Genomic DNA, 22,738 nt, shown 5'->3' with positions numbered 1-22,738 from the left:
GCCCGGTCCCATTCCGAACCCGGAAGCTAAGCCCGCCCGCGCCGATGGTACTGCCCCCGGGAGGGAGTGGGAGAGTAGGTTACCGCCGACCCAACAACTTCACACACAGCACCCGCCACACAACCGTTTGTGTGGCGGGTGCCTTCTTTTGGTGTTGCATGTTTGCGGGGTGTCCGCATTGCGGACAACCCCACCCGCACCCATCATTGGCGGGAACCCACAAGCACCCGGTGTCGTGCGGACTCCGCATTGCGGACACCAGCGACACCGCCAACAATGGGTGGACACCAACGGACCTGCCGTCTGGTAGGTGGGGTTTCGTAAAAGCTGACAACCGCGTTTTGCGACCTGGCGAAACACAGGGTGAAAACCGGCCGGTCGTCAACTTCTACGAGACCACCCCCCAGGCTGCCGGCACCATTGCGGACTTACGCATTGCGGACAACACCGCACACACCCATCATTGGCCCGCACCCACGAATTGTACAAATCAACGAAACAGCCCCGCCCACCCAAATCCCACCTGGGCAAACGCGGCAGCGCTGTCGATTCGTGCACAACCGGTACTCCGCACGCCGCCGCTGGGGCCCCTTAGCTGAGCAGGGAAGACGACCCCCCAGGCTGCCGGCGCCCCTGCGAAATCCGCCCTGCGGACTTCCGCATTGCGGACAACCACGGCCCCACCAACAATGGGTCGACACCCACCAACGCAAGTCAAAACTTCCGGCGCGGAGGGGTCGCAGCTACAGCAATGGCCACTCGTCGTTGAGTCGGAAGTCGCGAGTATCTCCGCTCAATGGGTCGGTGAACTCTAGGCCGGTGCACCTGAGCAGCATCGGTACGGCGAAGTCCTCGTCGTCGGCGGGCAACAATGAGGGGTAGATCCGGTCGCCAAGAATTGGGGCGGCCTCCGCCATCATTTGCACGCGTAGCTGATGTGTGCGTCCGGTTTCTGGCTGCAAAACATACCGCCCTAGGGCGCCTGCAACCCCGAAGCGCCTCTGCAACGACGCCTCCAGGTCAGGGTCGAGGCGGGAAACGCTGTCAACCACTGTCGTGGCGTTGGGTTCTTCGCCGGGCACCAGCCTCGCTGCGGGTTCGCCGGACTGTTTGGTGAGGTGGTGGTGCCAGGGGGTGGCCGGAGGGACGTCGTGAAGCAATGCGATTGCTTGGTACTCCTTGCGCACCTCGCGGCGCGCGAAGAGCTCCTGGTAGGCGCCGCGGATGGCGCGGCGTTTGGTTAGGAGAAGGAGCCCTGAGGTGGCTCGGTCGAGGCGGTGCGCGGGCGTGAGTTCTTCGTTCCCGGTGGCGCGCCGCAGTCGCACGGTCGCGGTTTCGGTGATGTGGGAGCCGCGGGGCATTGTGGCGATGAATGGCGGTTTGTCCACGACGAGAAGGTCGTCGTCCTCGAACACTGTGGTGATCTGGTGGGGGACGGGCTTTTCGGGGGCCGGGCGGCGGTAGAAGAACACGTCGGTGCCCGGTTCCAGCAGGTCATCCGCTGCAATGGGGGATCCATCTCGCTTTACGACGAGACCTTCGGTGAACCTCGCCAGCACCCCATCCACGTTGTCCTCGGGGTGGCGGTGGCGTTGGGTGGACACCAGTTCCCAGATGAAGTCGGCGGCCGTGATGCCTGGGCCTTCTGGCACACGCCCGCGGGAGGCGCCGAGGCCGTCGCGGGGCGGCAGCGGCCCCGTCTTCTGAGTCTTTTTCCGTGCCATGCTGTGTAGTAGATTAGCCGCCATGGATTTTGGAGCATTGGTTGAACCGCTGGTGGCGTTCTTCTCGGACGGCATCGGCAAGACCATCATGGACGTTCTGAGCGTGATCTACCAGCTGCTGTTCCCCGCGAACGCGCCAGCGGCGACGCCGCAGGAACTGCCGCGCTAACCCCGCGGACGGCACTAGAATGGGGATATAACCAGCCGATCCTAGGAAAGGTTTGCACATGACCCAGGAAGATATCGTTGTTGTTGCCGTCGACGGCAGCCCCGCCTCCGACAATGCGGTCCGGTGGGCCGCAAATACGGCGATGAAGCGCAACATCCCGCTGCGCCTCGCGGCGGCGTACTCCATGCCGCAGTTCCTGTACGCGGAGGGCATGGTGCCGCCACAAGAGGTCTTTGACGAGCTGCAGCGCGAGACTCTGCAGACCGTGGACCGCGCGCGCGATATCGCGCTTGAGGTTGCGCCGGACCTGCACATTGGCCACGCGGTGGCGGAAGGGTCCCCGATCGACATGCTGCTGGAGATGTCCAAGGAATCGACCATGGTGGTCATGGGCTCCCGTGGCCTGAGCGGGATCTCGGGCATGGTGCTCGGTTCCGTCTCTGGCGCCGTCGTCTCGCACGCGTCCTGCCCAGTGGTGGTTGTGCGCGAGGACAACGCTGTGACCGAGACGAACAAGTACGGCCCCGTCGTGGTCGGCGTGGACGGCTCGGACGTGTCGCGTCGCGCCACCGAGGTGGCCTTCGAGGAGGCGGCCGCGCGTGGTGCTGAGCTGCACGCGGTGCACACCTGGGTGGACACCCAGATTCAGGGGCCGGGCGCAGGCTACGCGGTTTCCGAGGACCACTGGCAGGCTGTGCAGGCGGAGAAGGACGAGCTGCTGGGCAAGTACCTGAACGAGCTGGCAAAGCAGTACCCGGAAGTCGTGGTGAAGAAGACCATCACCCGCGACCGTCCGGTGCGTGCGCTGGCCAGCGCCGCGCAGGGCGCGCAGCTGCTGGTCACCGGCTCCCACGGCCGGGGCGGCTTCAAGGGCATGCTGCTGGGCTCCACGTCGCGCGCGCTGCTGCAGGAAGCGCCGTGCCCGATGATGGTCGTGCGTACACAAGATTCGTAAGCGAATTGTTACGCAATTGCATGCGATGCGTTGCTCGCCCAAATCATAAGAGGCGCATAATGGCTCCCGTAATGATTAAAGCAATTAGAAGGGTTTGAAACACTATGGCACCTGCAATGGGTCTTATCGGTTGGATTGTTATCGGCGGCCTTGCTGGCTGGATCGGTTCCAAGATTCAGAACCGTGACGCACAGATGGGCATCGGCTTGAATATCGTGGTCGGCGTTATCGGCGGTCTGCTCGGCGGCTGGCTGCTGTCCGTGTTCGGCGTGGACGTCGCCGGCGGCGGGCTGTTCTTCAGCTTCCTCACCTGCTTGCTCGGCGCGGTGATTTTGCTGTGGATCATCAATTTGGTGACCAGCAAGCGTCGATAGGCACAAGCGCGAAATCCCTCGGGTGGAACCCGGGGGATTTTTTCGCGCCCGGTGGACTATACGTACCGGTTTGTCTATATTGATATGCGACCGACGCACGAAGGAGTTTTCCTTGGCCACCACCAGCAAGAAGAAGCCAGCGCAACGCCGCCGCGATCGGCCGAGCCCGCGCCAAAGGCTGCTGGACGCTGCAACAAAACTGTTCACCGAAGAAGGCATCCGCGTCATCGGCATCGACCGGATTCTGCGCGAGGCGGACGTGGCGAAGGCCTCGCTGTACTCGCTGCTGGGCTCGAAGGACAACCTCGTCATCGCCTACCTGGAGCAGCTGGACGAGCAGTTCCGCGCCCGCTGGGGCGAGCGCGCCGCGAAGGCGCCGGACGCGGACGCGAAGATCCTCGCATTCTTCGACATGGCTATCGACGAAGAGCCGGAGAAGGACTTCCGCGGCTCGCCCTTCCTCAACGCCGCGGGCGAGTACCCGCGGCCCGAGGTGGAGTCTGAAGAGCGCATCATTGCGGCGTGCGTGGCGCACCGGTCCTGGATGCACGAGACCATCACCGCGCTGTTGACGGAGAAGAACGGCTACGAGTCTTCCGCGCTGGCGGACGAGCTGCTGATCTTCCTCGACGGCGGGCTTGCCGGAGCCAGGATCCTGCACAGCGTCGAGCCGCTGCGCACCGCCCGCGCGTTGGCGGAGAACACGCTGGGCGCGCCGCCGCCGGATTACTCCATCTAGCCCGCCGACGCTACGCTGAGCCGCATGACCACGGCCCCCATGCACACGCAGCCGCGCCGCGTCACCGCCTCGCAGGTGATCGGCGAACTCCTGCTCACCGTCGGCGTGCTGCTGCTGCTGTTCGCGTTCTACGAGTCCTACTGGACCAACATCGCCTCCGGCAAGATGCAGGACGAGGTGCAGACCCGCCTGGAAGAGCAGTGGGTCAACCCCCGCCAAGCCAAGGCCACGCAGCTGGGCGACGCGTTCGCGCGCATGTACATCCCGGCGTTCGGGCAGGACTACCAGTTCGCCATCGTCGAGGGCGTGCAGGAGCACCAGCTGCTCACCGGCCCCGGCCACTACCCGGGCACCCAGAACCCGGGCGAGGACGGCAACTTCGCCGTCGCCGGCCACCGCGTGGGCAAGGGCGCCCCGTTCAACGACCTCGGCGCGCTGAAGGCCTGCGACGCCGTGGTGGTGGAAACCCAGACCGAGTGGGTGACCTACCGCGTGCTGCCGATGTCGCAGGACCCGGGGGAGCGCCGCAGGGAAGGCATCGGCTGCCTGCCCGGCGAGCTGAACGAGCGCATCGCGGCTGGCGACTACGCGCAGGTCAAAGGCCGCGAGATCACGCTGCCGCGTGATATTGAGGTGGTCAACCCCATCCCCGGCAACCGCTCGACGAAGGTGGAGCCGGGCATGGAGGGGTTGATCACGCTGACCACGTGCCACCCGCAGTTCTCCAACGCGGAGCGCATGATCATCCACGCGGTGCGCACGGAGGTGCAGCCGAAGGACCCGTCGGGCGCGCTGCCGCCCGCCATGAAGCCGGCGCAGAGCACGGCACAGAAAGAGGTGCGATAGCAATGTACGCGGCACTGTGGCGCAAGCTTCCCGGCCCCGCTCCGGTGAAGTGGCTGCTCACCCTGATCATTCTGGTGGGCGTGTTTTTCCTGCTCATGGAAGTTGTCTACCCGTGGGTGTCGTCGTTGATGCCGTACAACGACGTCGCGGTGTAAAAACCTAGAGCCAACGCGGCACCGGCGGCGCCCAGGCGCGCAGTTTGGCAAGGAGCTCCTGCGGGTCGTCGGCGACGATCATGTGGGCGCGATCTGTGCGCCGCATGAAGCCCTGTTCCACCATGTGGTCGACCATCGCCACCAGCGGCGCCCAGAACTCGCTGCCGAGCAGCCCGATGGGTTTGTGGTGCAGGCCGAGTTGCTGGCTGGTCCATTCCTCGAACAGCTCGTCAAGGGTGCCGGCGCCGCCGGGCAGGGCCACGATGGCGTCGGCAAGCTCGCTCATGCGCGCCTTGCGTTCGGACATCGTCGCCACCACCTCGAGGCGCTCGAGGCCTTCGTACTGCAGCTCGTAGTTGACTAGGTGCTCGGTGAGGACGCCAATGCTTCTCGACGAACCTCCGGCCACCTCACCCATCAGCCCCACCTTCGACCCGCCGTAGACCAAGGTGATGTCGGCCTCCGCCAACGCCTCGCCGAACGCCCTGGCCAGCGCTGTATTGGCGGGGTTGGTGCCCTCGCGCGCCCCGGCGTAGACAGCGATGGCCTCGATCTCGCGGGCCTTCAGCGCCGGGAAGACCTCGCCGCGCAGCAGCGGCGCGATCTCGGCGTCGGGGGCTGCGGGATCGATCCAGCGCGCCTCGGCGATCTCCGCGGCCGGCGCGGGGGACAGGCCGGCGCCGGGGTGCAGAAACACCGTCGAGGTCACGGTGCAGCCGGGCTCGTTGGAGGCGGGCGCGCTGAACTGGCCTAGGTAGCTTAAATCCTCCGGGTCGACATCGATGCCGACTTCTTCCCGGGTCTCGCGCAGCGCGGTGTCCACCAGGGTCTCGCCGGGCTCCGGTTTGCCGCCCGGGAGCTGGAAGCGCGGGCTCGAGTGCTTGCGCACGCACAGCACGCGGCCCTTGTCGTCGGTGAACACGATGGCGGCTACGGAGATAATCACAGGGCTATTCACAGGGCCAGGTTAGCGATTACTTCCTTGGCCACCGTTTCGGCCTTCACGGACTCGTGCTGGTTGGTGAACACCGCCACCGCGGTCGGCCCCTTGGCCACGGCGTACGCTGCCCCGATGCGGCCGGGCACGTCCCCGCCGCCGTGGCGGCCGCCGTCCCACCCGCCGGGCAGCGTCGCCGGCTGGGTCAGGTCCACCGGGGCGACGAAGTCCACCACGGCACGGGCGTCCTCTTCGGAGTCCATGTGGCGCACAACCACGGTCAGCTGCGGCTCTTCGGGGTAGGACCAGAACTGGCATGCCGGCGGGTCGAAGCGGGTGTCCGTGCCCACGCCGGTGACGCGCTGGCCGTTGGTTTGCGCCACCCACTCGGTGTCCAGGTAGGGGCACTCGGTCCAGCTGTCGCGCGGGGTGTCGGGGAGCGCCTCTACTGGCAGCGCCGATTCAGGGGCTGGTTCGGGTGCGGGGGCGGCCGGAGGGTCGTCGATAGGCGAAGGCTCCTGCGAACACCCGGCGAGGGCGAGCACGAACAGGGCGGTGGGTACTCTCAGACGCATGAGCTCCAGATTAGTGCTGTTGGAGCAGCATCCCGGAAAGACCGCGGACTACCGGGCGCTCGATTTGGGCATCACGGTGCTGGCGGTGTGCCTCATGCTCGTCTCCTTCGGTGCGCTCGCGCGCATGCCGCTCAACGAGGCGCTGCTGCACATTGTGCTGACCGCCGCGTTCGCGTTTCTGCTGTTCTACGGCATGGTGGAGATGTACCGCTGGGGCGCGTGGGGGCGGGTGGCCTGGATGCTGGGGGCGACGGCGGTGTGGGTGGCGGACATGACCGTCTCGCCCGTGGCCGTGTACTGGGTGTTCGTGCTGTTCTTCGTGGCGCTGCGCGCCTTCGACAACTGGGTCGGCTACGCGTGGGTGGTGGCGTGCCTGGCCATTTCGATCGCCATGCAGATCCCGGCGGGGCTCACCCTCGGCGGGATCATGGGCCCGGCGCTGTCCGCGGTGGTTGTGGTGGCGATCGCGTACGCCTTCGACACCATCACCCGGGTCAGCCGCGAGAGGCAGCAGCTTATCGACGAACTGCTGGCCACACGCGACCGCCTCGCCGACACCGAACGCGCCGCCGGCGTGGCCCAGGAGCGCGAACGCCTCGCGCACGAGCTGCACGACACGGTGGCGCAGAACCTCTCCTCGATCCAGATGCTGCTGCACTCGGCGGAGCAGGACGTGCGGGCAAGCGGGCTGCCGGAGGGGGTTGCGCAAGTGCCGCTGAGGAAGATGGAGACGGCGCGCCGGGCGGCGTCGAATAACCTGGCGGAAACCCGCGCGATGATCGCCGCGCTCGCGCCGGCGCCGCTGACCGAGTCCTCGCTGCGTGACGCGCTGGCGCGGGTGGCCGGGGACTTCGGCGAGGCGGGCGGCCTGGACATTGGGGTGGAAGTCGACGGCGAGGTCGTGCCGCTGCCCATGCGGGTGGAGGCCGGGCTGCTGCGCATCGCCCAGGGCGCGGTGTCCAACGTGGTCAACCACGCCGAGGCGAGTGCCGCCCGCATCACCCTGACCTACGCGCCGGAGGAAGTGCGCCTGGACGTGGTGGACAACGGCCGCGGCTTCGACGTGGACGCGCAGGGGCTCAAACCCAGCGGGCTGGGCCACCTGGGGCTGGACGCGATGCGCTCGCGGGCCGCGGAGCTGGGCGGAAAGCTGGAGATTGAGTCCGCGCCCGGCGGGCCGACGGCGCTGACCGTGGCAGTGCCGGTTAGTATCAACCAAAAGACTGACCTTGACTCTGACGAGGAGACCGACGTTGATCCGGGTACTGCTGGCTGACGACCACGAGATTGTCCGCCTCGGCCTGCGCTCCGTATTGGAAGCCGCCGAGGACATCAAAGTGGTGGCCGAGGTAGCCACCGCCGAAGGCGCGATTGCCACCGCGCAGGCTGGCGGCATCGACGTCATCCTCATGGACCTGCGCTTCGGCGCCGGCGCGGAAGGCCAGCGCGTGACCACCGGCGCGCAGGCCACCGCCGCGATTCGGGCCAACATGACCAACCCGCCCAAGGTGCTGGTGGTGACCAACTACGACACGGACGCGGACATCCTCGGCGCCATCGAAGCCGGCGCCGTGGGCTACCTGCTCAAAGACGCCCCGCCGGAGGAACTCGTGGCAGCCGTGCGCTCCACAGCCCGCGGCGACGCCACCATGTCCCCCGTCGTGCGCAACCGGCTCGAATCCAGGGAACGCACCCCGCGCTCCTCGCTCACCCCGCGTGAGCTGGAAGTGCTCCAGCTAGTCGCGGCCGGCTCCTCCAACCGCGAAATCGGCCGCCAGCTCATGCTCTCCGAGGCGACCGTGAAATCCCACCTCGTGCACATCTACGACAAGCTGGGCGTGCGCTCGCGCACCTCCGCCGTGGCGTCCGCGCGCGAGCAAGGCGTTTTGTAAGGCCTACTTCGACAGCTTGGCGTGCACCTCTGCCGCCAGCTTGTTCAGGTCCTCGTCGATGGAGTTGTGCGCCAGGCGGCGCTGCTCCGGGTTGGCGTGCTCGGCGTTGCGCACGGCCTGCTCCAGCTCGTCGAGACGCACGCGCGCGTCGCCCTTGAAGCCCTCGCCGAGGTTGTCGGTCTGGTCGATGTTCTGCCGGACGGCGTCGATACGCGCCTTGAGCTCGGCGCCGCGGCCGGAGTGGCGCGCGAGATCCTGCGACGTCAGACCCAGACCGGCGGCGCGGTTGTTCACCTGGCCCTGCTGGAAGGAGGTCAGCGCCTTGTACACCAGCGGCAGCAGCACCGGCACCAGGATGCGCGCGGCGGAGACCCACTGCTTCGCCTTCTTCTGCGTCACGCCGGACTCCTGGATGCGCTTCAGGTGCGCCTTGGCCAGGTCCTTCTCATGCTTCTGCTTACGCTTCAGGCCCTTCTTCTCCTCCTTGAGCAGGCGCTTTTCCGCCTTGTCCAGGAGCTTGGCCACGCGCTCGTCGGCCTTCGCCTCCTGCTTGGCCAGCTGGCGCGCGTGCGTCTGCGCCGCCTTGACCTCGGCCTTCGTCTTCGCGCGGGACTTGCGGATGGCCTCGAAAACACCCATGGTTGTATCTCCTCTAATCGTTCGCTCTAACGCCCATTCACTCTACCTTCCGGGGCACTACCCCTGCCCAGGTATCGTTTGGGGCATTGTGAGTAACGAACCTGTGCGCGCCTCGGACCTTGTGGGCTGCCGCTTCCGCCAGCGGCAGCGCCGCGCGCACCCGGACGTACCCGAATTGCCGGAGGCGCTGCTGCGCCAGCCGCAGATCGACGCCGCCCGCGCCGCCGTGTTCGACCTGCTGCCCGTCAAGCGCGCTCTGGGCGACGGCGCTGGCAAGGCGTTTGTGCGGGTGGACATCGACCCTGGCTCAGACCGTGTGGCAGCAACGCAGGATGCTTTACGACGCCGCGCGCACCTGATCACCAACGCCACCCTGACCGGCGCGGTGGAGGGCGTGGACGCGGAAGCCGATGTGGACATCCTCGTGCGCACCGACGCCGGGTACCTGCCCGTGGTGATTTCCAACCACCGCGTCGCCCGCTCGCACCCGAGCGCCGAGCTGGAGATGATCCCCACCGGCCGGCTCGGGCTGGGCAAGCCACTTGTGGTGGGGGCGAAGGCGCGCCACCACACCGTGGACGGCTACCGCGTCACGCTGGCGCACCTGCTGCTCGGCGGGCGCGCGGACGGCCGCGGGGCGGTCATCGGCCAGGACCGAACGCGTGCGTACCTGTGCGACCCGTCGCGCTACATCGAGCCGCTCGTGGCCGCGCTGCTGGCGCCGCTGCCGACCGAGCCAAAGCGCCTGAAACAGTGCGCCACCTGCCGTTTCTGGCCGCTGTGCGAGCCGCGCCTGGTCGAGCTCGACGACATCTCGCTGCTGCTTCCGGGCGGCCGCGGCGACGTGTGGCGCGAGCGCGGGATCGATACGGTGCAGCAGCTTATCGACGAAGCTCCGCCCGAACCCGCCGCCCTGGCCCGCGCCTGGCGCGCAGGCATCCCCGTGCTGCGGCGCCCCGGTTTCGCGCCCGCGCCCCGCGCCGACGTGGAGGTCGACGTGGATATGGAGGCCTACCTGGACCAGGGGGCCTACCTGTGGGGCACGTTCGACGGCGCCGACTACCGCGCGTTTGTCACCTGGGACGATGTCGGCGGCGACGCCGAGGAGGAGAACTTCGCCGCGTTCTGGTCCTGGCTGATGGCGCGCCGGGCTTCCGCGCACACCGAGGGCAAGAGCTTCCGCGCCTACTGCTACGCCGCGGGCGGGGAGAACCACTGGCTGCGCTCCTCCGCGAGGCGGTTCGGCTCGGTGGACGAGGCCGAGGTGGCCGCGTTCATCGCCTCCGACGAGTGGGTGGACGTGTTCGCGCACGTGCGCCGATCGCTAGTGGGCACCGACGGGCTGGGGCTGAAGGCGCTGGGCCCGGTCGTGGGCTTTGAGTGGGAGGACGACGACGTCGACGGCGAGCGCTCCGTCGCGCTGCGCCGCGCCGCCCGGTTCGGGGACCAGGCCGCCCGCGACATGCTGCTGCGCTACAACGAGGACGACTGCCGCGCCACCCGCGCCGTGCGCGACTTCCTGGATGCCGGCGCGCCGGGCGTGCCCGACTTCGGGGCGGTGTAGCCGAATCTGCTAGTTCGCTTTTTGGGCAACTAGCAGATCACGCATCCAAGTTAGCGTTTGCCCAGGTCGTGTTGAACGCCATATTCAATAACGGCGTTATCTGCTAGGTGGCCCCGGAGGGCAATGCTCTGGAACTAGCACATCAGGAGACGAGCGCATCAGGGGACGAGCAGATCAGCGCTCGGCCCTCCACAGCGCTGCGGACACCACAGCTAACCCGCCGAGCAGCCCCGCCAGTACCGTGACGAACCCGGCCCACGGCAAACCCTCGTACGCCCAGCCGGTCGCCGCGCCCAGGATGGACGAGCCCATGTAATAGCAGAACACGTACATGCTGGACGCTTCGGCGCGGTCGCGCTCGGCGATGAGCCCGACCCAGCCGGAGGCCGTGGAGTGCAGCGCGAAGAAGCTGGCGGTGAACACCAACAGGCCAGCCAGCGCGATCCACAGGCTCGGCGCTGCGACGGCCAATGCACCCAACAACATCATCGTCGCGGAGGCGAGCACCACCACGCCGCGCCCGTAGCGTCGTGAAAGTGCCCCGGCCCGCGCGCTGGACCAGGTGCCGGACAGGTACACCACGTACACCAAGCCGGAGAGCGCAGCGGGCAGCCCGTAGTCCAGCACCGCGCGGAAGCCGAAGAAGTTGTACATGGACACGAACACGCCCATCGCAATAAACGCGGTGGCATACAGCCCCACCAGCCGCGGGTTGCGCAGGTGGCCCAGCATCGCGCCCACTTCGACGCTGGGGCGTATCGACGCCTTCGGGGAAAAACTGCGCTGTTCCGGCAACGCCCACGCCGCCAGTGCAGCCAACGTAAACGCCACAAGCGCGCTGCCGAACATGGCCCATCGCCAGGAGGTGACCTCGAGAAGCCCGGCCGGGATGAGGCGCCCGCTTAAGCCCCCGATGGAGTTGCCGGCGATGTACAGGCCCATCGCGCCGGGCAGGTCGCCGGGGTCAAGTTCTTCTGACAACCAGGTCATGGCCACCGCCGGGGTGCCGGCGATGAGCGCGCCCTGCACTGCGCGAAGGGCGATGAGCTGCCCCGCCGTCTGCGCGAGCGGGAGTGCGAGGCCGAGCGTGGTCGCGCCCAGTGCCGAGATCACCAGCACGCGCCCGCGGCCGTACTTCTCCGACAGGATCGAGGCGGGCACCACGCACAGCGCCAGGGCACCGGTGGTAGCGGAGACGGTCAGCGCGGCAGTGGACGGGCTCACCGCCAGCTCCGTGGTGAGCGTGGGCAGCAGCGCTTGCGTGGCGTACAGGGCGTTGAAGATGGCCAGCCCGAACGCGAGCATGGCCCACGTTGCGCGACGATATTCCGGGCTGCCTTTCTGCATGCACACCATGCTAGGAAAAGCGCAACGATTTTTTGCCGGAACGGTTGCTAGATAAGGCAAGCCTAACCTAGTATGGGTTGTGAGTTCGCAGGGACTCGACGTATCACAGGGAAAACCAGCGCCCGCCCTTCCGTTTCCGGAAGTGGCGGGCGCTGGTGGTTAGGGGAGGGCGGAGCCGTCGTTAAGCGGATGCCTTTGCGTAGCGCTCGTTGACGTCGTCCCAGTTGACAACGTTCCACCACGCCTCGACGTAATCAGCCTTGACGTTCTTGTACTGCAGGTAGAACGCGTGCTCCCACATATCCAGCATGAGCACCGGCGTGAAGTCCACGGAGATGTTGCCCTGCTGGTCGGTCAGCTGCTGGATGATCAGGCGGCCAGCGATGTGGTCGTAGCCGAGCACTGCCCAGCCGGAGCCCTGCAGGCCGGTGGCCACGCCAGCGAACTGCTTCTTGAAGGCATCGAAGGAGCCGAAGTCGCGGTCGATGGCCTCAGCGATCTCACCGGTCGGGTTGCCGCCGGCGTTCGGTGCCATGTTCTTCCAGAAGATGGAGTGGTTGGTGTGGCCGCCAAGGTTGAACGCCAGGTTCTTGGACAGGGCGCGCAGGCGGTCCGGGTTCGCCTCACCGTTGCGCTCGGCCTCGAGGGCCTCGAGCGCGGCGTTCGCGCCAGCGACGTAGGTCGCGTGGTGCTTGTCGTGGTGCAGCGTCATAATCTCTTCGGAGATGTGCGGCTCCAGCGCGTCGTATGCGTAGGGGAGATCGGGAAGCTCGTAAACAGCCATGATTGATTCCTTTCGTCTGCGAATCAGTTGCGGACCCCATGGTAGAGAAAATTTGGGAACAGTGTTGTGGCCGAAGTCGTTGTGTAGGGCATGGGATTTCTTTTCGCACCTTCGCCAAAGCTTGTCGATGTCAGCTCCGCCCTCCCCGGCCGCCCCGAGCCGGTCCTGGCCAACCCGCGCGAGCACGCCGTGCTGGGCACGCCCACCACGGGTCCGTGGCGCGAGGGCCAGAAACGCGTGCTCGTGGGCATCGGCTGCTTCTGGGGCGCGGAGAAGATGTTTTGGCAGCTGGACGGCGTGAACTCCACCTCGGTGGGCTACGCCGGCGGCGTCACTCCGAACCCGACGTACCGCGAGGTGTGCTCTGGGCAGACCAACCACGTTGAGACGGTGGAGGTGGTCTACGACCCGGAAGTGATCACGCTGAAAGACATTGTGAAGACCGCGCTGGAGGCGCACGACCCGACCCAGGGCTACCGCCAGGGCAACGACGTGGGCACCCAGTACCGCTCCGCCTTCTACACCGACACCGAGGAGGAGGCCGAACAGGTCCGCGGGTGGATCCGCCAGTACGAAAAGGACTTGCAAAGCGCCGGGTACGGCGACATCACCACCGAGGTGAAATCCGTGGAGGCCGACGGCGTGAAGTACTACCTCGCTGAGGAGGAGCACCAGCAGTACCTGCACAAGGTGCCCAACGGCTACTGCCCGCACCACTCCACCGGCGTGGCCTGCGGGATCTAGCTAGTAGCCGTGCTTTGAGGGGAACCCGTCTTTGGGCATGCGGGTTTTCGTGGCGTCGTTGTGGATCCAGCGCGCCACACGCACCAGCTCGGGGCGGGAAAGCGCCGCCTCATCCGCGTCGTCGCCCGCGCCGTGGATGACCGCGTTCCAGTAGGCGACGGTTTCGTCGTGGTAGTTGTGCCCGTGGGGTGAGGGGTAGTCCTTCGACGGCAGCTGGTCGATGCCGATCTGCCAGTACGTCACCAGCGGCATCCAGCGCATCGTGTCCAGCGCGTCCAAGTGCTGGGCGGGCGGGGCGGGCTCGCCACGCGATCCGGGTTCGCGCAGCCAGTCCGGGGCCTTCCACGCCAGGGACGGCTCCCACCACACCACCGGGTCAGAGGCATGCTGGGCGAAGACGAACCGGGGCTCGACCCAGGTGTTGGCGTAGGAATGGCCGCGGAAGTCGTGGCGCAGGTGCGCGGGGTGGGCGGTGAAGCGGACGTGGCGGCCGCCGTCGATAAGCGGGAGGCGCTGCGGGGAGCCCTTCTCGCGGTGACGGGTGAGGTAGCTGTGGTTGCTGGCGAAGCCGGGCGTGCCCGTGAACACGCCGCCTGAGGTTTGCTCAAGGAACTCCTCGACGGTCTCGAACGCGTCCGACACGCCGTACGCGCCCAGCGATTCTCCGCCGACGTAGAGCTTCGGGCGTGTTTCGGGGTCGAGTTGTTCCAGCTCGCTGCGGATTGCCTCGATGAGCACGCGCGAGGAGTTCACCGGGTTCTTGCGGTCCGCCAAATAGGAATACGCCGAGGGCAGGTAGGAGTACTGCATGGCCACCACGGCCGAGTCGCCGCGGGTGACAAACTCGAAACCCGAGGTGTGAAAGTCGTTGATCCAGCCCGTGCCCGCCGCCGACATCACCGCGATGTGGCTGCGCTCGAACGCGCCGGTGCGGTGCATCTCCTCGACCGCGACGGCGGCCATTTCCTCGAAGTCCGGGGCCTGGTCGCGCTCTGTGTCCAGGCCGACGAAGATGCGGATCGGCTCCATCGCCCCGCCGTCCACGAGGCGCTCGATGTCCTCCTTGCGGGGGCCGCCGGCCACCACCGCGCGGCCCTGGCGGCCCATCGTGTTCCAGTCCACCGCGGAATCCGGCGAGCCGGAACGCTCAGGCCGCTTCGGCTGGTCCGCGCCGCGCATGAACTCGCGGTCCAGCTCCTGCGCCTGGCGGCTCACGCGCACCGCGAAGCGGCGCACCACCATCTGGTCGCCAACCAGAATCAACAGCGCGCCGCCGCCCGCGATCGCCAGCGGCCACGACGCCACCGGCGGCAGCTTCTTGCCCAGCAGCTCGTTGATCGCGTCGATGAACGTCTGGATCGCATCGCCGACAAGCAGCACCACGCCGTAGCCCAGCGTGCCCACCGTGATGCCGAGGATCTGCGGGCTGACCTTGAACTTCTCGTCGCTTTCCACCAGCTTTTCCTGGTGAGCGCGGCGGTGCAGCGACGTGACAAACACGCCGGCGGTCACACCCGTCATGGCCAGGCGCACCGGGCCGGGAAGCAAGCTCTGCGGTTCGTCGGAGCGGACGGGGCGGAGGGCCTGCGAAGCTACCGTCGCAAAGCCATGGCCCAGGCCCTGCAACACACCGACGTTCGCGGCAGTCGCCCACCAGCTGTGAGGCAGCAGCGACGGCGACACCGCACCCCACGTCGCCACCTCAGCCCCCGCAAGCCCCGCGCGGAAACTCGGAGGCAAGCGCCGCAGACCACCCATGCGCACGCCCGGGGAGATGTCAGCCAGCACCTCCAACACGCCCATCGGCAACGCCAGCACACCGTCGCGCTTGACGGAATAGCGCGAACGCGCGCGTTGCAGCGCGTCCGGCAGCTGATGCAAAGCCTTGCGGGCGTGGTCGAGGAAGTTGGAAGGCACGGAAGCGATTGTTCCAAAAATGTTCCGGTCGCGGGGGCTGTTGCGCGCGGGTAGCCTCGCAGCCGTGAGCGAGAAGATGCCCAAGATTGTTGCGCACCGCGGATTCTCCGGACACCACCCCGAGCTGACGCGCCGGGCGTTCGAAGAAGCTTTGAAGCTGCCCATCCACGGCATCGAATGCGACGTGCGCCTCAGCCGCGACGGGCGCGTGGTGGTCTTCCACGACGCGTCGGTCAACCGCACCACCGACGGCCGCGGCCGCGTGGACTGCCTGGACTTCTCGGCGTTGCGGGAGCTCAACTGCGGCACCAAAGACGAGCCGCAGCAGATCATGTGCCTGGAAGAACTGCTCGAACTCATGCAGGACTACCCGGACAAGCACATCTACATCGAAACGAAGCACCCCACCATCTACGGGCCCGAGGTGGACGAGCAGACCTTGCGAACGTTGCGCTACGCCGGGCTGCACGAATCCGAAAACGTGCACGTGATCTCCTTTTCCCACCGCGCCGTGCGCTACTTCACCGAAATGGCGCCCGAGCTGGAAACCTTCTACCTGTTCCGCCTGAAAGAGATGCGGTGGAACCGCAAGAGCCGCATGCTCTCCCGCCCCTACGGCGTCGGGCCTGCGCTGCAGCACCTGCAACTGCGCCAAGAGCTGCTGGGCTACCGGGGGTTGCGCACCTACACCTGGACCGTGAATACCCCGCGCCAAATGCGCTGGTGCGCCGACAACGGCGTCGACGTCATCGCCACCGACCTGCCGGACGTCGCTTTGGCCGCGTACGGGCAGGTGCCGGCCGCGGCGGTGGCGGGGTAGGGAGGAAATATGACTGGAATCATCGCGCACCGCGGCTTCAACGGCCTGTACCCGGAAAACACCCATCGCTCCTTCGAGGAGGCGCTCAAGCTGGACATCGCCGGCATCGAGTGCGACGTAAACCTGACGGCGGACCGACAGGTGGTGGTCATCCACGACTTGACCGTAGACCGCACCTCTGACGGCTCTGGAGAGGTGGCGCAGATGCCTCTCGACGAGCTCCGCCAACTCAACATCGGCACCGAGGAAGATCCGCAGCAGATCATGCTGTTGGACGAGCTGTTGACTCTGCTGGATCAGTATCCCGGCAAGCACATTCTCATTGAGACGAAACACCCCTCTCCGTTCGGCGGGGCGCTGGAAGAAGCCGTGGCCGACGTGCTGCGCTCCCGAGGCATGGAACGTGATCCGCGCGTCCACCTGATCTCTTTCAACCCGGAGGCGGTCGAACGTTTCCAGCGTCTCTTGCCGGAACTTGAGACGTTTCTGCTTGTTGAGGAGGCATTCGAACCAGTGGGTGCTTGCGGCGCCGGGCCGAGCGTACGCATGGCGAAGGCCCACCCCGAGCTGCTCGACGGCCGGTTCCGTACCTATGTGTGGACCGTGAACCTCCCAAAGGACATGCTGTGGCTGCAGAAGCACGGCGCATCCTTGATTGGCACCGACCTGCCGCATATCGCGCTGGAGCCCCTGGCGTAGCGTTCGCGGCCGTAGCGTGGCCGGTACGATTGCGCGCATGGTGCAACGCAAGCCGAAAAAGAAGAAGAACCGCGAGGACCTGCCCGAGGGCATGTCCCGCCGCGAGGCCAAGCTGGCCGCCCGCGCAGCCGAGCGCGAGAAGCTGCAGAAGGACCCCCGCCCGTTCAGCGGCCTGGCCGTAGAGGCCGACATGGTCGCGCTGCAGGAGTTCGTGCCGTCCGCAGTGACCACCTTTGACATCAAGGGCACCCCGGTGAACATCGTCACCGTGCTGCCGGGCGCCGGCGCGGCGCTGGTGCGCGAGGAGTCCGAGGGCGGCGAGCGCTTCGTTGCCCTGCAGGTCACCTCCCACTCCCAGAACCCGGGCCGCGACCTCGCGTACGCCCTGAACTGGGTCGTCGATGCGGCGCCGGGCGAGACGCTGCAGTCCACCGTCGCCGACGGTTCGCAGCCGGAGCTCACTTCGCTTATCGACACCTCCGCTACCCCCGAAATCACCACCTACGACGATTTTGCTTGGTGGTTCCCGGAGGGCGCTTCCGTGCCGCCGCAGATCCAGCAGGCGCTACAGCAGGCCAACGACGCCGTCCTGCCGTCCGAGAAGATCGGCGCGGACCTGCCGGGCGCGGTCTGGTGGGTCAACCCCGGCGGCGGCAAGGCACACATCCGCTGGGTGCGTACCGAGGACAACGAGGCGCAGATGCTCTCCGCGCTGGCCCGCATCGCTGCCCGCGGCGAGCTGAACCTGGGCGAAGGCACCAAGTTCGCCGGCGCCTTCCGCACCCACGGCCTGGTCGTGCCGGTGTTCGACCTCGACCCGTCCGTGGACGCAGGCTCCTACGAGGAGGCGCTGGCCGCGCTGAACAAGCAGATCGAGGCCGAATACAGCAACGACGCCGCGTTGACCGCCGACGAGCGCAAGCAGCTGGACAACATCAAGTCCCGTCAGGTGACCATCTAGCGCTGGTCGGGGTGGTCGCGCCGCGCGGGTCGTTCGCGCCAAACCAGCGCACCAATGTACGCGCAGCGCCCCGCCCCAGACGCCCCGCCGCGCGCCCCAAACCGTAAACCGGCTATCTCCAACCGGCTACCCGCTGAAAAATCGCGAGCGAGCCGGTTCTAGGTAGCCGGTTTCTTTGTGGATCCTGAGATTGCCGCGACTGTCGAGGGGGCGCAAGACCTTGTATCTTCGCACTACATTGCGGTTTCGCGACAGGTACGATCAGTTGGCTGAACGTTTTCTTTAATACAACTTTAAGTTCACTGTGCGTTCATGGACGGGGCTTACGGTGCTCCCCATGAGTACGACAATTCCGGCAATCTCCGTGGAGCCAGAGGTCTCCGCGGAGTACGCGGCATCCCGTCGGAAAGGCCGCCGGAAGATTGACTGGCGCCAGGTAGGCCTGGCCGCGCTGTTGGTCGGCCCAAACCTCCTGTTGCTGATTCTGTTCACCTACCGCCCTTTGGTGGACAACATCCGCATCTCTTTCTACAACTGGAACATCTCCTCCCCGTCGATGACATGGGTCGGGCTGCAGAACTACATCGACTGGTTCCAAGCCCCGGAGACCAAGACCATCGTCTGGAACACACTGATTTTTACGTTCTTCGCAGTGGCGGGATCGATGGTGATCGGGCTTGCGCTCGCGGTGCTGCTGGACCAGAAGCTGTTCGGACGTGCGGCGGTGCGTTCCATGGTGTTCGCCCCGTATGTCATCGCAGGCGCAGCCATCGGTGTGGCTTTCCAGTTTGTGTTCGATCCCCGCTACGGATTGATCCAGTACTTCCTCAACCTTCTGCACATTCCGGTGCCGAATTTCTACCAGAACTCCGGTTGGGCGCTGTTCATGATCACGGTGACCTACATCTGGAAGAACGTCGGCTACGTCTTTGTCATCTACTTGGCTGCGCTGCAGGGGCGCCGGCACGACCTTGATGAGGCGGCGGAGATTGACGGCACGTCCGCGTCGCGGCACTTCTTTCGGGTTGTGCTGCCGCAGCTGCGGGGCACCACGTTCTTCCTGCTCATCACCGTGCTGCTCAGCTCGTTCCAGGTCTTTGACGTCATCAATGCGATGACCAGGGGCGGCCCATTCACCTATGGCACAACGACGATGGTGTTCCAGGTCTATACAGAAACCTTCGTGAACGGCCGCGCAGGTTACGGCGCTGCGGTGGCCACGATCATGTTCCTCGTCGTCCTTATTATCACCGTGCTCCAAATCAAGCTGCAGGAGAGGTTGGACAAGTAGATGTCGACGCAGTTCTCAGCTGAATCCAGCAAGTCCGCGAAGCCGGCGCAGCAGCGCCCGGCGGCGATAGTGCGCGATGAGGATTCCTTGCCGCCGGTGCCCGGCAGCCAGGGGTCCGGCGAACCTGTGATCACCGATGCGCAGCGCAAGCGTAAAGGCGCGCCAGCCGAAGCTAGCTCAAAAGGCATGAAGTTTTTGGGGTATGCCGCTTTGGTGCTCACGGTGCTCATGATCTTGGTGCCGCTGTACTTCATCGTGATCACCTCGTTTAAGACCTACCAGGATGTCTACTCGGATCCGATCACGTTCTGGCCCAACCCTCTGGTGCCGGAAAACTACGCGCGTGTGTGGGAGACGTCTGGGTTCCCGCAGTATCTGCGCAACTCCATCGGCATCACCCTCATCCTCACCGTGATCAAGGTCGTCCTCGGGGTGCTGTCGGCTTACGCTTTCGCGTTTCTGCGATTCCCGGGGCGAAATCTGCTCTTCCTTCTGGTGATCGCTGCGCTGATGGTGCCCAACCAGATCACCATCATTTCCAACTACGCCCTGGCTGCCTCGCTGGGGTGGCGCGACACCTGGACCGGTGTCATCATCCCTCTGGCTGGTGTGGCGTTCGGCTGTTTCCTGATGCGCAACCACTTCCAGTCCCTGCCGGCTGAAATTATGGAAGCAGCGGAAATGGACGGGGCCGGCTTTTTCACCCGGCTGTTCAAGGTGGTCCTGCCGATGTCTTGGCCGACTCTGTCGGCGTTCCTGCTCATTACTGTCGTCAACGAGTGGAACGAGTACCTCTGGCCGTTCCTCATCACTGACACTCCGGCTGCAGCCACGCTGCCAGTCGGCCTGACCCGGCTGCAGGACGCGGAAGGCTTGACCAACTGGGCACCGGTGATGGCCGGCACGGTGCTGACCACGCTTCCCATGATCATCGTGTTCATCCTCTTGCAGAAGCAGATGATCAAGGGTCTCACCGCGGGCGCCGTCAAGGGCTGACCCGCTGCAAACTCCCCGTACCAATTCAAGAATGGAGAACCCCATGTCCACCAGTTCCCTGACGAAGCGTCTCGGCGCCGCAGCTCTTGCTGCTCTGACCGCTGTTTCCCTCACTGCTTGCGCAGGCGGGTCTACCAGCGATGGCGGCAACGGAGGCGGAAACGCTGCAGGCGACGAGAACAAGATTGTCTTCTGGTCCAACCACCCGGGTAAGTCCCGTGATCTGGAGCAGGAGCTCATCGACGCGTTTGAGAAGGAAAACCCGGACCTTTCCGTCGAGCTGGTCGACGGTGGTGCCAACTACGAGGAGTTGGCGCAGAAGTTCAACGCCGCGCTTGCTGGCAATGACCTGCCGGACGTTATCGTCGCTTCCGACGTGACCTGGTTCAATTTTGCGCTGAACGACGCCACGACCCCGCTGGACGAGCTGTGGGAGTCCGAAAACATCGACTCCGATTCCTACGTGGATACCCTGCGCGACGACTACCTCTACGACGGGAAGCACTACGGCGTGCCCTACTCCCGCTCCACCAACCTCATGTACTGGAACACCGACGACCTGGCTGCTGCGGGTCTGCCGACGGATCGTGGCCCGGAGACCTGGCAGGAGTTCGATGAGTGGGCGGGCAAACTCAAGGAAAAGACCGGCCACCCGGCGCTGACCATTCCGGATGGCTCCAGCTACCTTGACTGGTACTTCCAGGGCATGGTGTGGGCGTTCGGTGGCGCATACTCCAATGAGTGGGAGGCGACGTTCTCCGACCCGAAGACCATCGAGGCCGCCAAGTTCCTCCAGGACCAGGTGCAGAAGGGCCACATTGAGATCAGCACCGACCCAACTGTTGCTTTCGGCAACGGCAATGCATCGGCGCTGCTGGAGTCCACTGGCTCCCTCGGCGGCCTGAAAGACTCCGCGACCATCCCGTTCATCACCACCTACCTGCCGGGCCCCGGCCCGTCCGCGGCCACCGGCGGCGCTGGCTTGGCCGTGCCGAACGGGATCTCGGATGCCCGCAAGAAGAACGCGGTGAAGTTCATCGACTTCATCACCAACACCGAGAACACGATCAAGTTCTCGCAGAAGACCGGGTACATGCCGGTGCGTAAGGACGCGCTGGAGAACCCGGAGGAGCGCAAGTTCCTGGACGAGAATCCGAACGCCGAGACCGCAATCAAGCAGCTGAACGAAAACACGAAGCCGCAGGACTATGCGCGTGTGTTCGTTCCGGGTGGCGGCAAGCGTATCGGCGGAGCACTGGACAAGATCACCGTTGGTGGCCAGGACGTGGAAAAGGTCTTCGCTGACCTGGACACCGAAACCCAGCAGGTCATCGACCGCGACATCGCCCCGAAGCTGGATAAGTAGCCCGGACTGGCTCGAGCACGAAAAGGAGTCGCACATGGCACCAGTTGAATTCCGTCAAGCGTCCCGCATCTACGACCCGTCACGCCCACCTGCGGTTAGCCGCATCAGCCTAGACATCGCCGACGGCGAGTTCCTCGTTCTCGTCGGTCCGTCCGGCTGCGGCAAGTCGACCACGCTGCGCATGCTCGCTGGGCTGGAACCGGTGGATGAAGGCCAGATCTTCATCGACGGCGTAGACGTGACCGAGACGCGGCCGCGCGACCGAGACGTTGCCATGGTGTTCCAGTCCTACGCGCTCTACCCAAACATGACGGCCCGCCAGAACATGGCCTTCGCGTTGGAAAACGCGAAGGTGGATAAGGCGACCATCAAGGAGCGGGTGGACTTCGCGGCAAAGATGCTCGAGCTGGAAGACCTCATGGACAAGAAGCCGGCTGCTATGTCCGGTGGCCAGCGTCAGCGCGTCGCAATGGGCCGCGCCATCGTGCGGGAGCCAAAAGTTTTCCTTATGGACGAGCCGCTGTCCAACCTGGACGCCAAGCTGCGTGTGTCCACCCGTGCACAGATCCTGCAGTTGCAGCGCAAGCTGGGTACAACCACTGTCTATGTCACCCACGACCAGACTGAGGCGATGACCATGGGCGACCGCGTCTGTGTGCTGAAGAAAGGCATTCTCCAACAGGTGGACACTCCGGCGAACCTGTACAGCAATCCGGGCAACACGTTTGTGGCGTCGTTCATCGGCTCGCCCGCGATGACGCTGATTGAGAACGTGCCTTTCATCGATGGCCACGTCGTTGGCGGTAAGGGCCACGCCATGGACTACTTCATCCCCCGCGAGCTAGCAGCCAAGGTGGAGTCCGAGCGCGTCATTGTCGGTGTGCGCCCGGAGAACTGGGAGATCGTGGGTGTGAACCAGCCCGGCCAACACTACGGTCTGCCGGTTCAGGTAGACATCGTTGAGCATCTCGGCTCTGACCTATACGTCTACGGGCACCGTCAGGAGCAGGCCGACGAAGTGATCGCGGTACGCGGCGACCGAATCACGGTGAAGGTGCCCCGCGGCATCGATGTCGATCACGGTGACACCATCTACCTGCGCCCGATGGAAGGCGGCGTCGTCTTCTTCGACCCGGAGACCGAGATCAACTACGACTACCTGTAGAAGCTGAACCGCTGGACCCGCGCCTGCGCTGAGGCGGGGTGCCGGGGCGTTGGCGGCGCGCTTCACGCTCCGGACGCTC

Annotated in this window: 24 protein-coding genes and 1 rRNA gene; 18 read left to right on the top strand and 7 right to left on the bottom strand. The window is 65.7% G+C overall.

Going from position 1 to position 22,738, the window contains the following annotated elements:
* A 5S ribosomal RNA gene (rrf, locus tag O5O53_RS09610) occupies positions 1–91 on the top strand; the annotation flags it as partial.
* Between the two features lie 652 nt (positions 92–743).
* Here rrf and O5O53_RS09605 read toward each other — a convergent pair.
* Positions 744–1,724, bottom strand: coding sequence for a pseudouridine synthase (locus tag O5O53_RS09605; protein WP_269511680.1), 981 nt, complete (start codon positions 1,722–1,724; stop codon positions 744–746).
* Positions 1,725–1,746: 22 nt separating this feature from the next.
* Here O5O53_RS09605 and O5O53_RS09600 point away from each other — a divergent pair, with 22 nt between their 5' ends.
* The 6 genes from O5O53_RS09600 (at position 1,747) to O5O53_RS09575 (ending at position 4,962) form a co-directional block, all read left to right on the top strand.
* Positions 1,747–1,893, top strand: coding sequence for a hypothetical protein (locus O5O53_RS09600; RefSeq protein ID WP_269511678.1), 147 nt, complete (start codon positions 1,747–1,749; stop codon positions 1,891–1,893).
* Positions 1,894–1,951: 58 nt separating this feature from the next.
* Entirely contained in the window at positions 1,952–2,848 is an 897-nt protein-coding gene (locus O5O53_RS09595; RefSeq protein WP_269511676.1) for a universal stress protein, read from the top strand.
* Positions 2,849–2,952: 104 nt separating this feature from the next.
* Positions 2,953–3,222 carry a GlsB/YeaQ/YmgE family stress response membrane protein gene (locus tag O5O53_RS09590; RefSeq protein ID WP_181889286.1) on the top strand — a complete coding sequence of 90 codons (270 nt, stop codon included), beginning with the start codon at positions 2,953–2,955 and terminating at the stop codon, positions 3,220–3,222.
* A 112-nt stretch (positions 3,223–3,334) separates the two neighbouring features.
* Positions 3,335–3,961: a TetR/AcrR family transcriptional regulator gene (locus O5O53_RS09585; protein WP_269511675.1), complete on the top strand. Its 627-nt coding sequence runs from the start codon at positions 3,335–3,337 to the stop codon at positions 3,959–3,961.
* Between the two features lie 24 nt (positions 3,962–3,985).
* Positions 3,986–4,807 (top strand): class E sortase, encoded by an 822-nt coding sequence (locus tag O5O53_RS09580; RefSeq protein WP_269511674.1) that lies wholly within the window; start codon positions 3,986–3,988, stop codon positions 4,805–4,807.
* A 2-nt stretch (positions 4,808–4,809) separates the two neighbouring features.
* Complete coding sequence (locus tag O5O53_RS09575) at positions 4,810–4,962, top strand: hypothetical protein (RefSeq protein ID WP_168160630.1); 153 nt, start codon at positions 4,810–4,812, stop codon at positions 4,960–4,962.
* A gap of 4 nt (positions 4,963–4,966) precedes the next feature.
* On the opposite strand, the gene O5O53_RS11780 is transcribed toward O5O53_RS09575, so the two are convergent.
* Both O5O53_RS11780 and O5O53_RS09565 read right to left on the bottom strand, forming a co-directional pair.
* Positions 4,967–5,920, bottom strand: a complete 954-nt coding sequence (locus O5O53_RS11780; protein ID WP_239306104.1) for a TIGR00730 family Rossman fold protein — start codon at positions 5,918–5,920, stop codon at positions 4,967–4,969.
* Positions 5,917–6,474 (bottom strand): DUF2020 domain-containing protein, encoded by a 558-nt coding sequence (locus O5O53_RS09565; RefSeq protein WP_269511673.1) that lies wholly within the window; start codon positions 6,472–6,474, stop codon positions 5,917–5,919. The genes O5O53_RS11780 and O5O53_RS09565 overlap by 4 nt, the downstream gene beginning before the upstream one ends.
* Here O5O53_RS09565 and O5O53_RS09560 point away from each other — a divergent pair.
* Both O5O53_RS09560 and O5O53_RS09555 read left to right on the top strand, forming a co-directional pair.
* Positions 6,473–7,750, top strand: coding sequence for a sensor histidine kinase (locus O5O53_RS09560; RefSeq protein WP_269511672.1), 1,278 nt, complete (start codon positions 6,473–6,475; stop codon positions 7,748–7,750). The genes O5O53_RS09565 and O5O53_RS09560 overlap by 2 nt on opposite strands.
* Positions 7,728–8,366 (top strand): LuxR C-terminal-related transcriptional regulator, encoded by a 639-nt coding sequence (locus O5O53_RS09555; RefSeq protein WP_181889282.1) that lies wholly within the window; start codon positions 7,728–7,730, stop codon positions 8,364–8,366. Before O5O53_RS09560 ends, O5O53_RS09555 begins: the two co-directional genes overlap by 23 nt.
* A gap of 3 nt (positions 8,367–8,369) precedes the next feature.
* On the opposite strand, the gene O5O53_RS09550 is transcribed toward O5O53_RS09555, so the two are convergent.
* Positions 8,370–9,005 (bottom strand): DUF6474 family protein, encoded by a 636-nt coding sequence (locus O5O53_RS09550; RefSeq protein WP_181889281.1) that lies wholly within the window; start codon positions 9,003–9,005, stop codon positions 8,370–8,372.
* Between the two features lie 88 nt (positions 9,006–9,093).
* Between O5O53_RS09550 and O5O53_RS09545 the strand changes: the two genes are divergently transcribed.
* Complete coding sequence (locus O5O53_RS09545; RefSeq protein ID WP_269511670.1) at positions 9,094–10,569, top strand: TM0106 family RecB-like putative nuclease; 1,476 nt, start codon at positions 9,094–9,096, stop codon at positions 10,567–10,569.
* Positions 10,570–10,743: 174 nt separating this feature from the next.
* Here the strand turns inward: O5O53_RS09545 and O5O53_RS09540 are convergent, their stop codons facing one another.
* Both O5O53_RS09540 and O5O53_RS09535 read right to left on the bottom strand, forming a co-directional pair.
* Positions 10,744–11,916 carry an MFS transporter gene (locus tag O5O53_RS09540; RefSeq protein WP_269511668.1) on the bottom strand — a complete coding sequence of 391 codons (1,173 nt, stop codon included), beginning with the start codon at positions 11,914–11,916 and terminating at the stop codon, positions 10,744–10,746.
* Between the two features lie 181 nt (positions 11,917–12,097).
* Entirely contained in the window at positions 12,098–12,700 is a 603-nt protein-coding gene (locus O5O53_RS09535) for a superoxide dismutase (RefSeq protein ID WP_181889279.1), read from the bottom strand.
* Between the two features lie 90 nt (positions 12,701–12,790).
* Between O5O53_RS09535 and msrA the strand changes: the two genes are divergently transcribed.
* Positions 12,791–13,444, top strand: coding sequence for a peptide-methionine (S)-S-oxide reductase MsrA (gene msrA, locus O5O53_RS09530; RefSeq protein WP_239306110.1), 654 nt, complete (start codon positions 12,791–12,793; stop codon positions 13,442–13,444).
* Here msrA and O5O53_RS09525 read toward each other — a convergent pair whose 3' ends face one another.
* Positions 13,445–15,361 (bottom strand): alpha/beta-hydrolase family protein, encoded by a 1,917-nt coding sequence (locus O5O53_RS09525; protein ID WP_269511667.1) that lies wholly within the window; start codon positions 15,359–15,361, stop codon positions 13,445–13,447.
* Positions 15,362–15,425: 64 nt separating this feature from the next.
* On the opposite strand from O5O53_RS09525, the gene O5O53_RS09520 reads away from it, so the two are divergent.
* The 7 genes from O5O53_RS09520 to O5O53_RS09490 all read left to right on the top strand — a co-directional run bounded on the left by O5O53_RS09520 (position 15,426) and on the right by O5O53_RS09490 (position 22,659).
* Positions 15,426–16,181, top strand: coding sequence for a glycerophosphodiester phosphodiesterase (locus O5O53_RS09520; RefSeq protein WP_338025182.1), 756 nt, complete (start codon positions 15,426–15,428; stop codon positions 16,179–16,181).
* A gap of 9 nt (positions 16,182–16,190) precedes the next feature.
* Positions 16,191–16,880 carry a glycerophosphodiester phosphodiesterase family protein gene (locus tag O5O53_RS09515; protein ID WP_269511666.1) on the top strand — a complete coding sequence of 230 codons (690 nt, stop codon included), beginning with the start codon at positions 16,191–16,193 and terminating at the stop codon, positions 16,878–16,880.
* 37 nt (positions 16,881–16,917) lie between these two features.
* Positions 16,918–17,841 (top strand): DUF5926 family protein, encoded by a 924-nt coding sequence (locus O5O53_RS09510; RefSeq protein WP_269511665.1) that lies wholly within the window; start codon positions 16,918–16,920, stop codon positions 17,839–17,841.
* 337 nt (positions 17,842–18,178) lie between these two features.
* Positions 18,179–19,132, top strand: a complete 954-nt coding sequence (locus O5O53_RS09505) for a carbohydrate ABC transporter permease (RefSeq protein ID WP_269511663.1) — start codon at positions 18,179–18,181, stop codon at positions 19,130–19,132.
* A gap of 186 nt (positions 19,133–19,318) precedes the next feature.
* A complete protein-coding gene (locus O5O53_RS09500; protein ID WP_269511690.1) occupies positions 19,319–20,128 on the top strand; it encodes a carbohydrate ABC transporter permease in 810 nt (269 codons plus the stop codon).
* A gap of 43 nt (positions 20,129–20,171) precedes the next feature.
* Positions 20,172–21,494 carry an ABC transporter substrate-binding protein gene (locus tag O5O53_RS09495; RefSeq protein WP_269511662.1) on the top strand — a complete coding sequence of 441 codons (1,323 nt, stop codon included), beginning with the start codon at positions 20,172–20,174 and terminating at the stop codon, positions 21,492–21,494.
* Between the two features lie 34 nt (positions 21,495–21,528).
* On the top strand, positions 21,529–22,659 hold the full coding sequence (locus O5O53_RS09490) for an ABC transporter ATP-binding protein (RefSeq protein ID WP_181889271.1): 1,131 nt from the start codon (positions 21,529–21,531) through the stop codon (positions 22,657–22,659).
* Positions 22,660–22,738: the final 79 nt, after the last annotated feature.

It is taken from the genome of Corynebacterium faecium (assembly GCF_027257105.1).
Lineage (GTDB): Bacteria > Actinomycetota > Actinomycetes > Mycobacteriales > Mycobacteriaceae > Corynebacterium > Corynebacterium lehmanniae.
This window is presented reverse-complemented; position numbering and strand designations above follow the sequence as displayed.

What these genes read in the sequence shown, in the direction of transcription:
- O5O53_RS09605 (WP_269511680.1), bottom strand. Translation starts at nt 1,724, where the DNA reads ATGGCACGGAAAAAGACTCAGAAGACGGGGCCGCTGCCGCCCCGCGAC.
- O5O53_RS09600 (WP_269511678.1), top strand. Translation starts at nt 1,747, where the DNA reads ATGGATTTTGGAGCATTGGTTGAACCGCTGGTGGCGTTCTTCTCGGAC.
- O5O53_RS09595 (WP_269511676.1), top strand. Translation starts at nt 1,952, where the DNA reads ATGACCCAGGAAGATATCGTTGTTGTTGCCGTCGACGGCAGCCCCGCC.
- O5O53_RS09590 (WP_181889286.1), top strand. Translation starts at nt 2,953, where the DNA reads ATGGCACCTGCAATGGGTCTTATCGGTTGGATTGTTATCGGCGGCCTT.
- O5O53_RS09580 (WP_269511674.1), top strand. Translation starts at nt 3,986, where the DNA reads ATGACCACGGCCCCCATGCACACGCAGCCGCGCCGCGTCACCGCCTCG.
- O5O53_RS09575 (WP_168160630.1), top strand. Translation starts at nt 4,810, where the DNA reads ATGTACGCGGCACTGTGGCGCAAGCTTCCCGGCCCCGCTCCGGTGAAG.
- O5O53_RS09560 (WP_269511672.1), top strand. Translation starts at nt 6,473, where the DNA reads ATGAGCTCCAGATTAGTGCTGTTGGAGCAGCATCCCGGAAAGACCGCG.
- O5O53_RS09565 (WP_269511673.1), bottom strand. Translation starts at nt 6,474, where the DNA reads ATGCGTCTGAGAGTACCCACCGCCCTGTTCGTGCTCGCCCTCGCCGGG.
- O5O53_RS09550 (WP_181889281.1), bottom strand. Translation starts at nt 9,005, where the DNA reads ATGGGTGTTTTCGAGGCCATCCGCAAGTCCCGCGCGAAGACGAAGGCC.
- O5O53_RS09540 (WP_269511668.1), bottom strand. Translation starts at nt 11,916, where the DNA reads ATGCAGAAAGGCAGCCCGGAATATCGTCGCGCAACGTGGGCCATGCTC.
- O5O53_RS09535 (WP_181889279.1), bottom strand. Translation starts at nt 12,700, where the DNA reads ATGGCTGTTTACGAGCTTCCCGATCTCCCCTACGCATACGACGCGCTG.
- msrA (WP_239306110.1), top strand. Translation starts at nt 12,791, where the DNA reads ATGGGATTTCTTTTCGCACCTTCGCCAAAGCTTGTCGATGTCAGCTCC.
- O5O53_RS09515 (WP_269511666.1), top strand. Translation starts at nt 16,191, where the DNA reads ATGACTGGAATCATCGCGCACCGCGGCTTCAACGGCCTGTACCCGGAA.
- O5O53_RS09510 (WP_269511665.1), top strand. Translation starts at nt 16,918, where the DNA reads ATGGTGCAACGCAAGCCGAAAAAGAAGAAGAACCGCGAGGACCTGCCC.
- O5O53_RS09505 (WP_269511663.1), top strand. Translation starts at nt 18,179, where the DNA reads ATGAGTACGACAATTCCGGCAATCTCCGTGGAGCCAGAGGTCTCCGCG.
- O5O53_RS09500 (WP_269511690.1), top strand. Translation starts at nt 19,319, where the DNA reads ATGAAGTTTTTGGGGTATGCCGCTTTGGTGCTCACGGTGCTCATGATC.
- O5O53_RS09495 (WP_269511662.1), top strand. Translation starts at nt 20,172, where the DNA reads ATGTCCACCAGTTCCCTGACGAAGCGTCTCGGCGCCGCAGCTCTTGCT.
- O5O53_RS09490 (WP_181889271.1), top strand. Translation starts at nt 21,529, where the DNA reads ATGGCACCAGTTGAATTCCGTCAAGCGTCCCGCATCTACGACCCGTCA.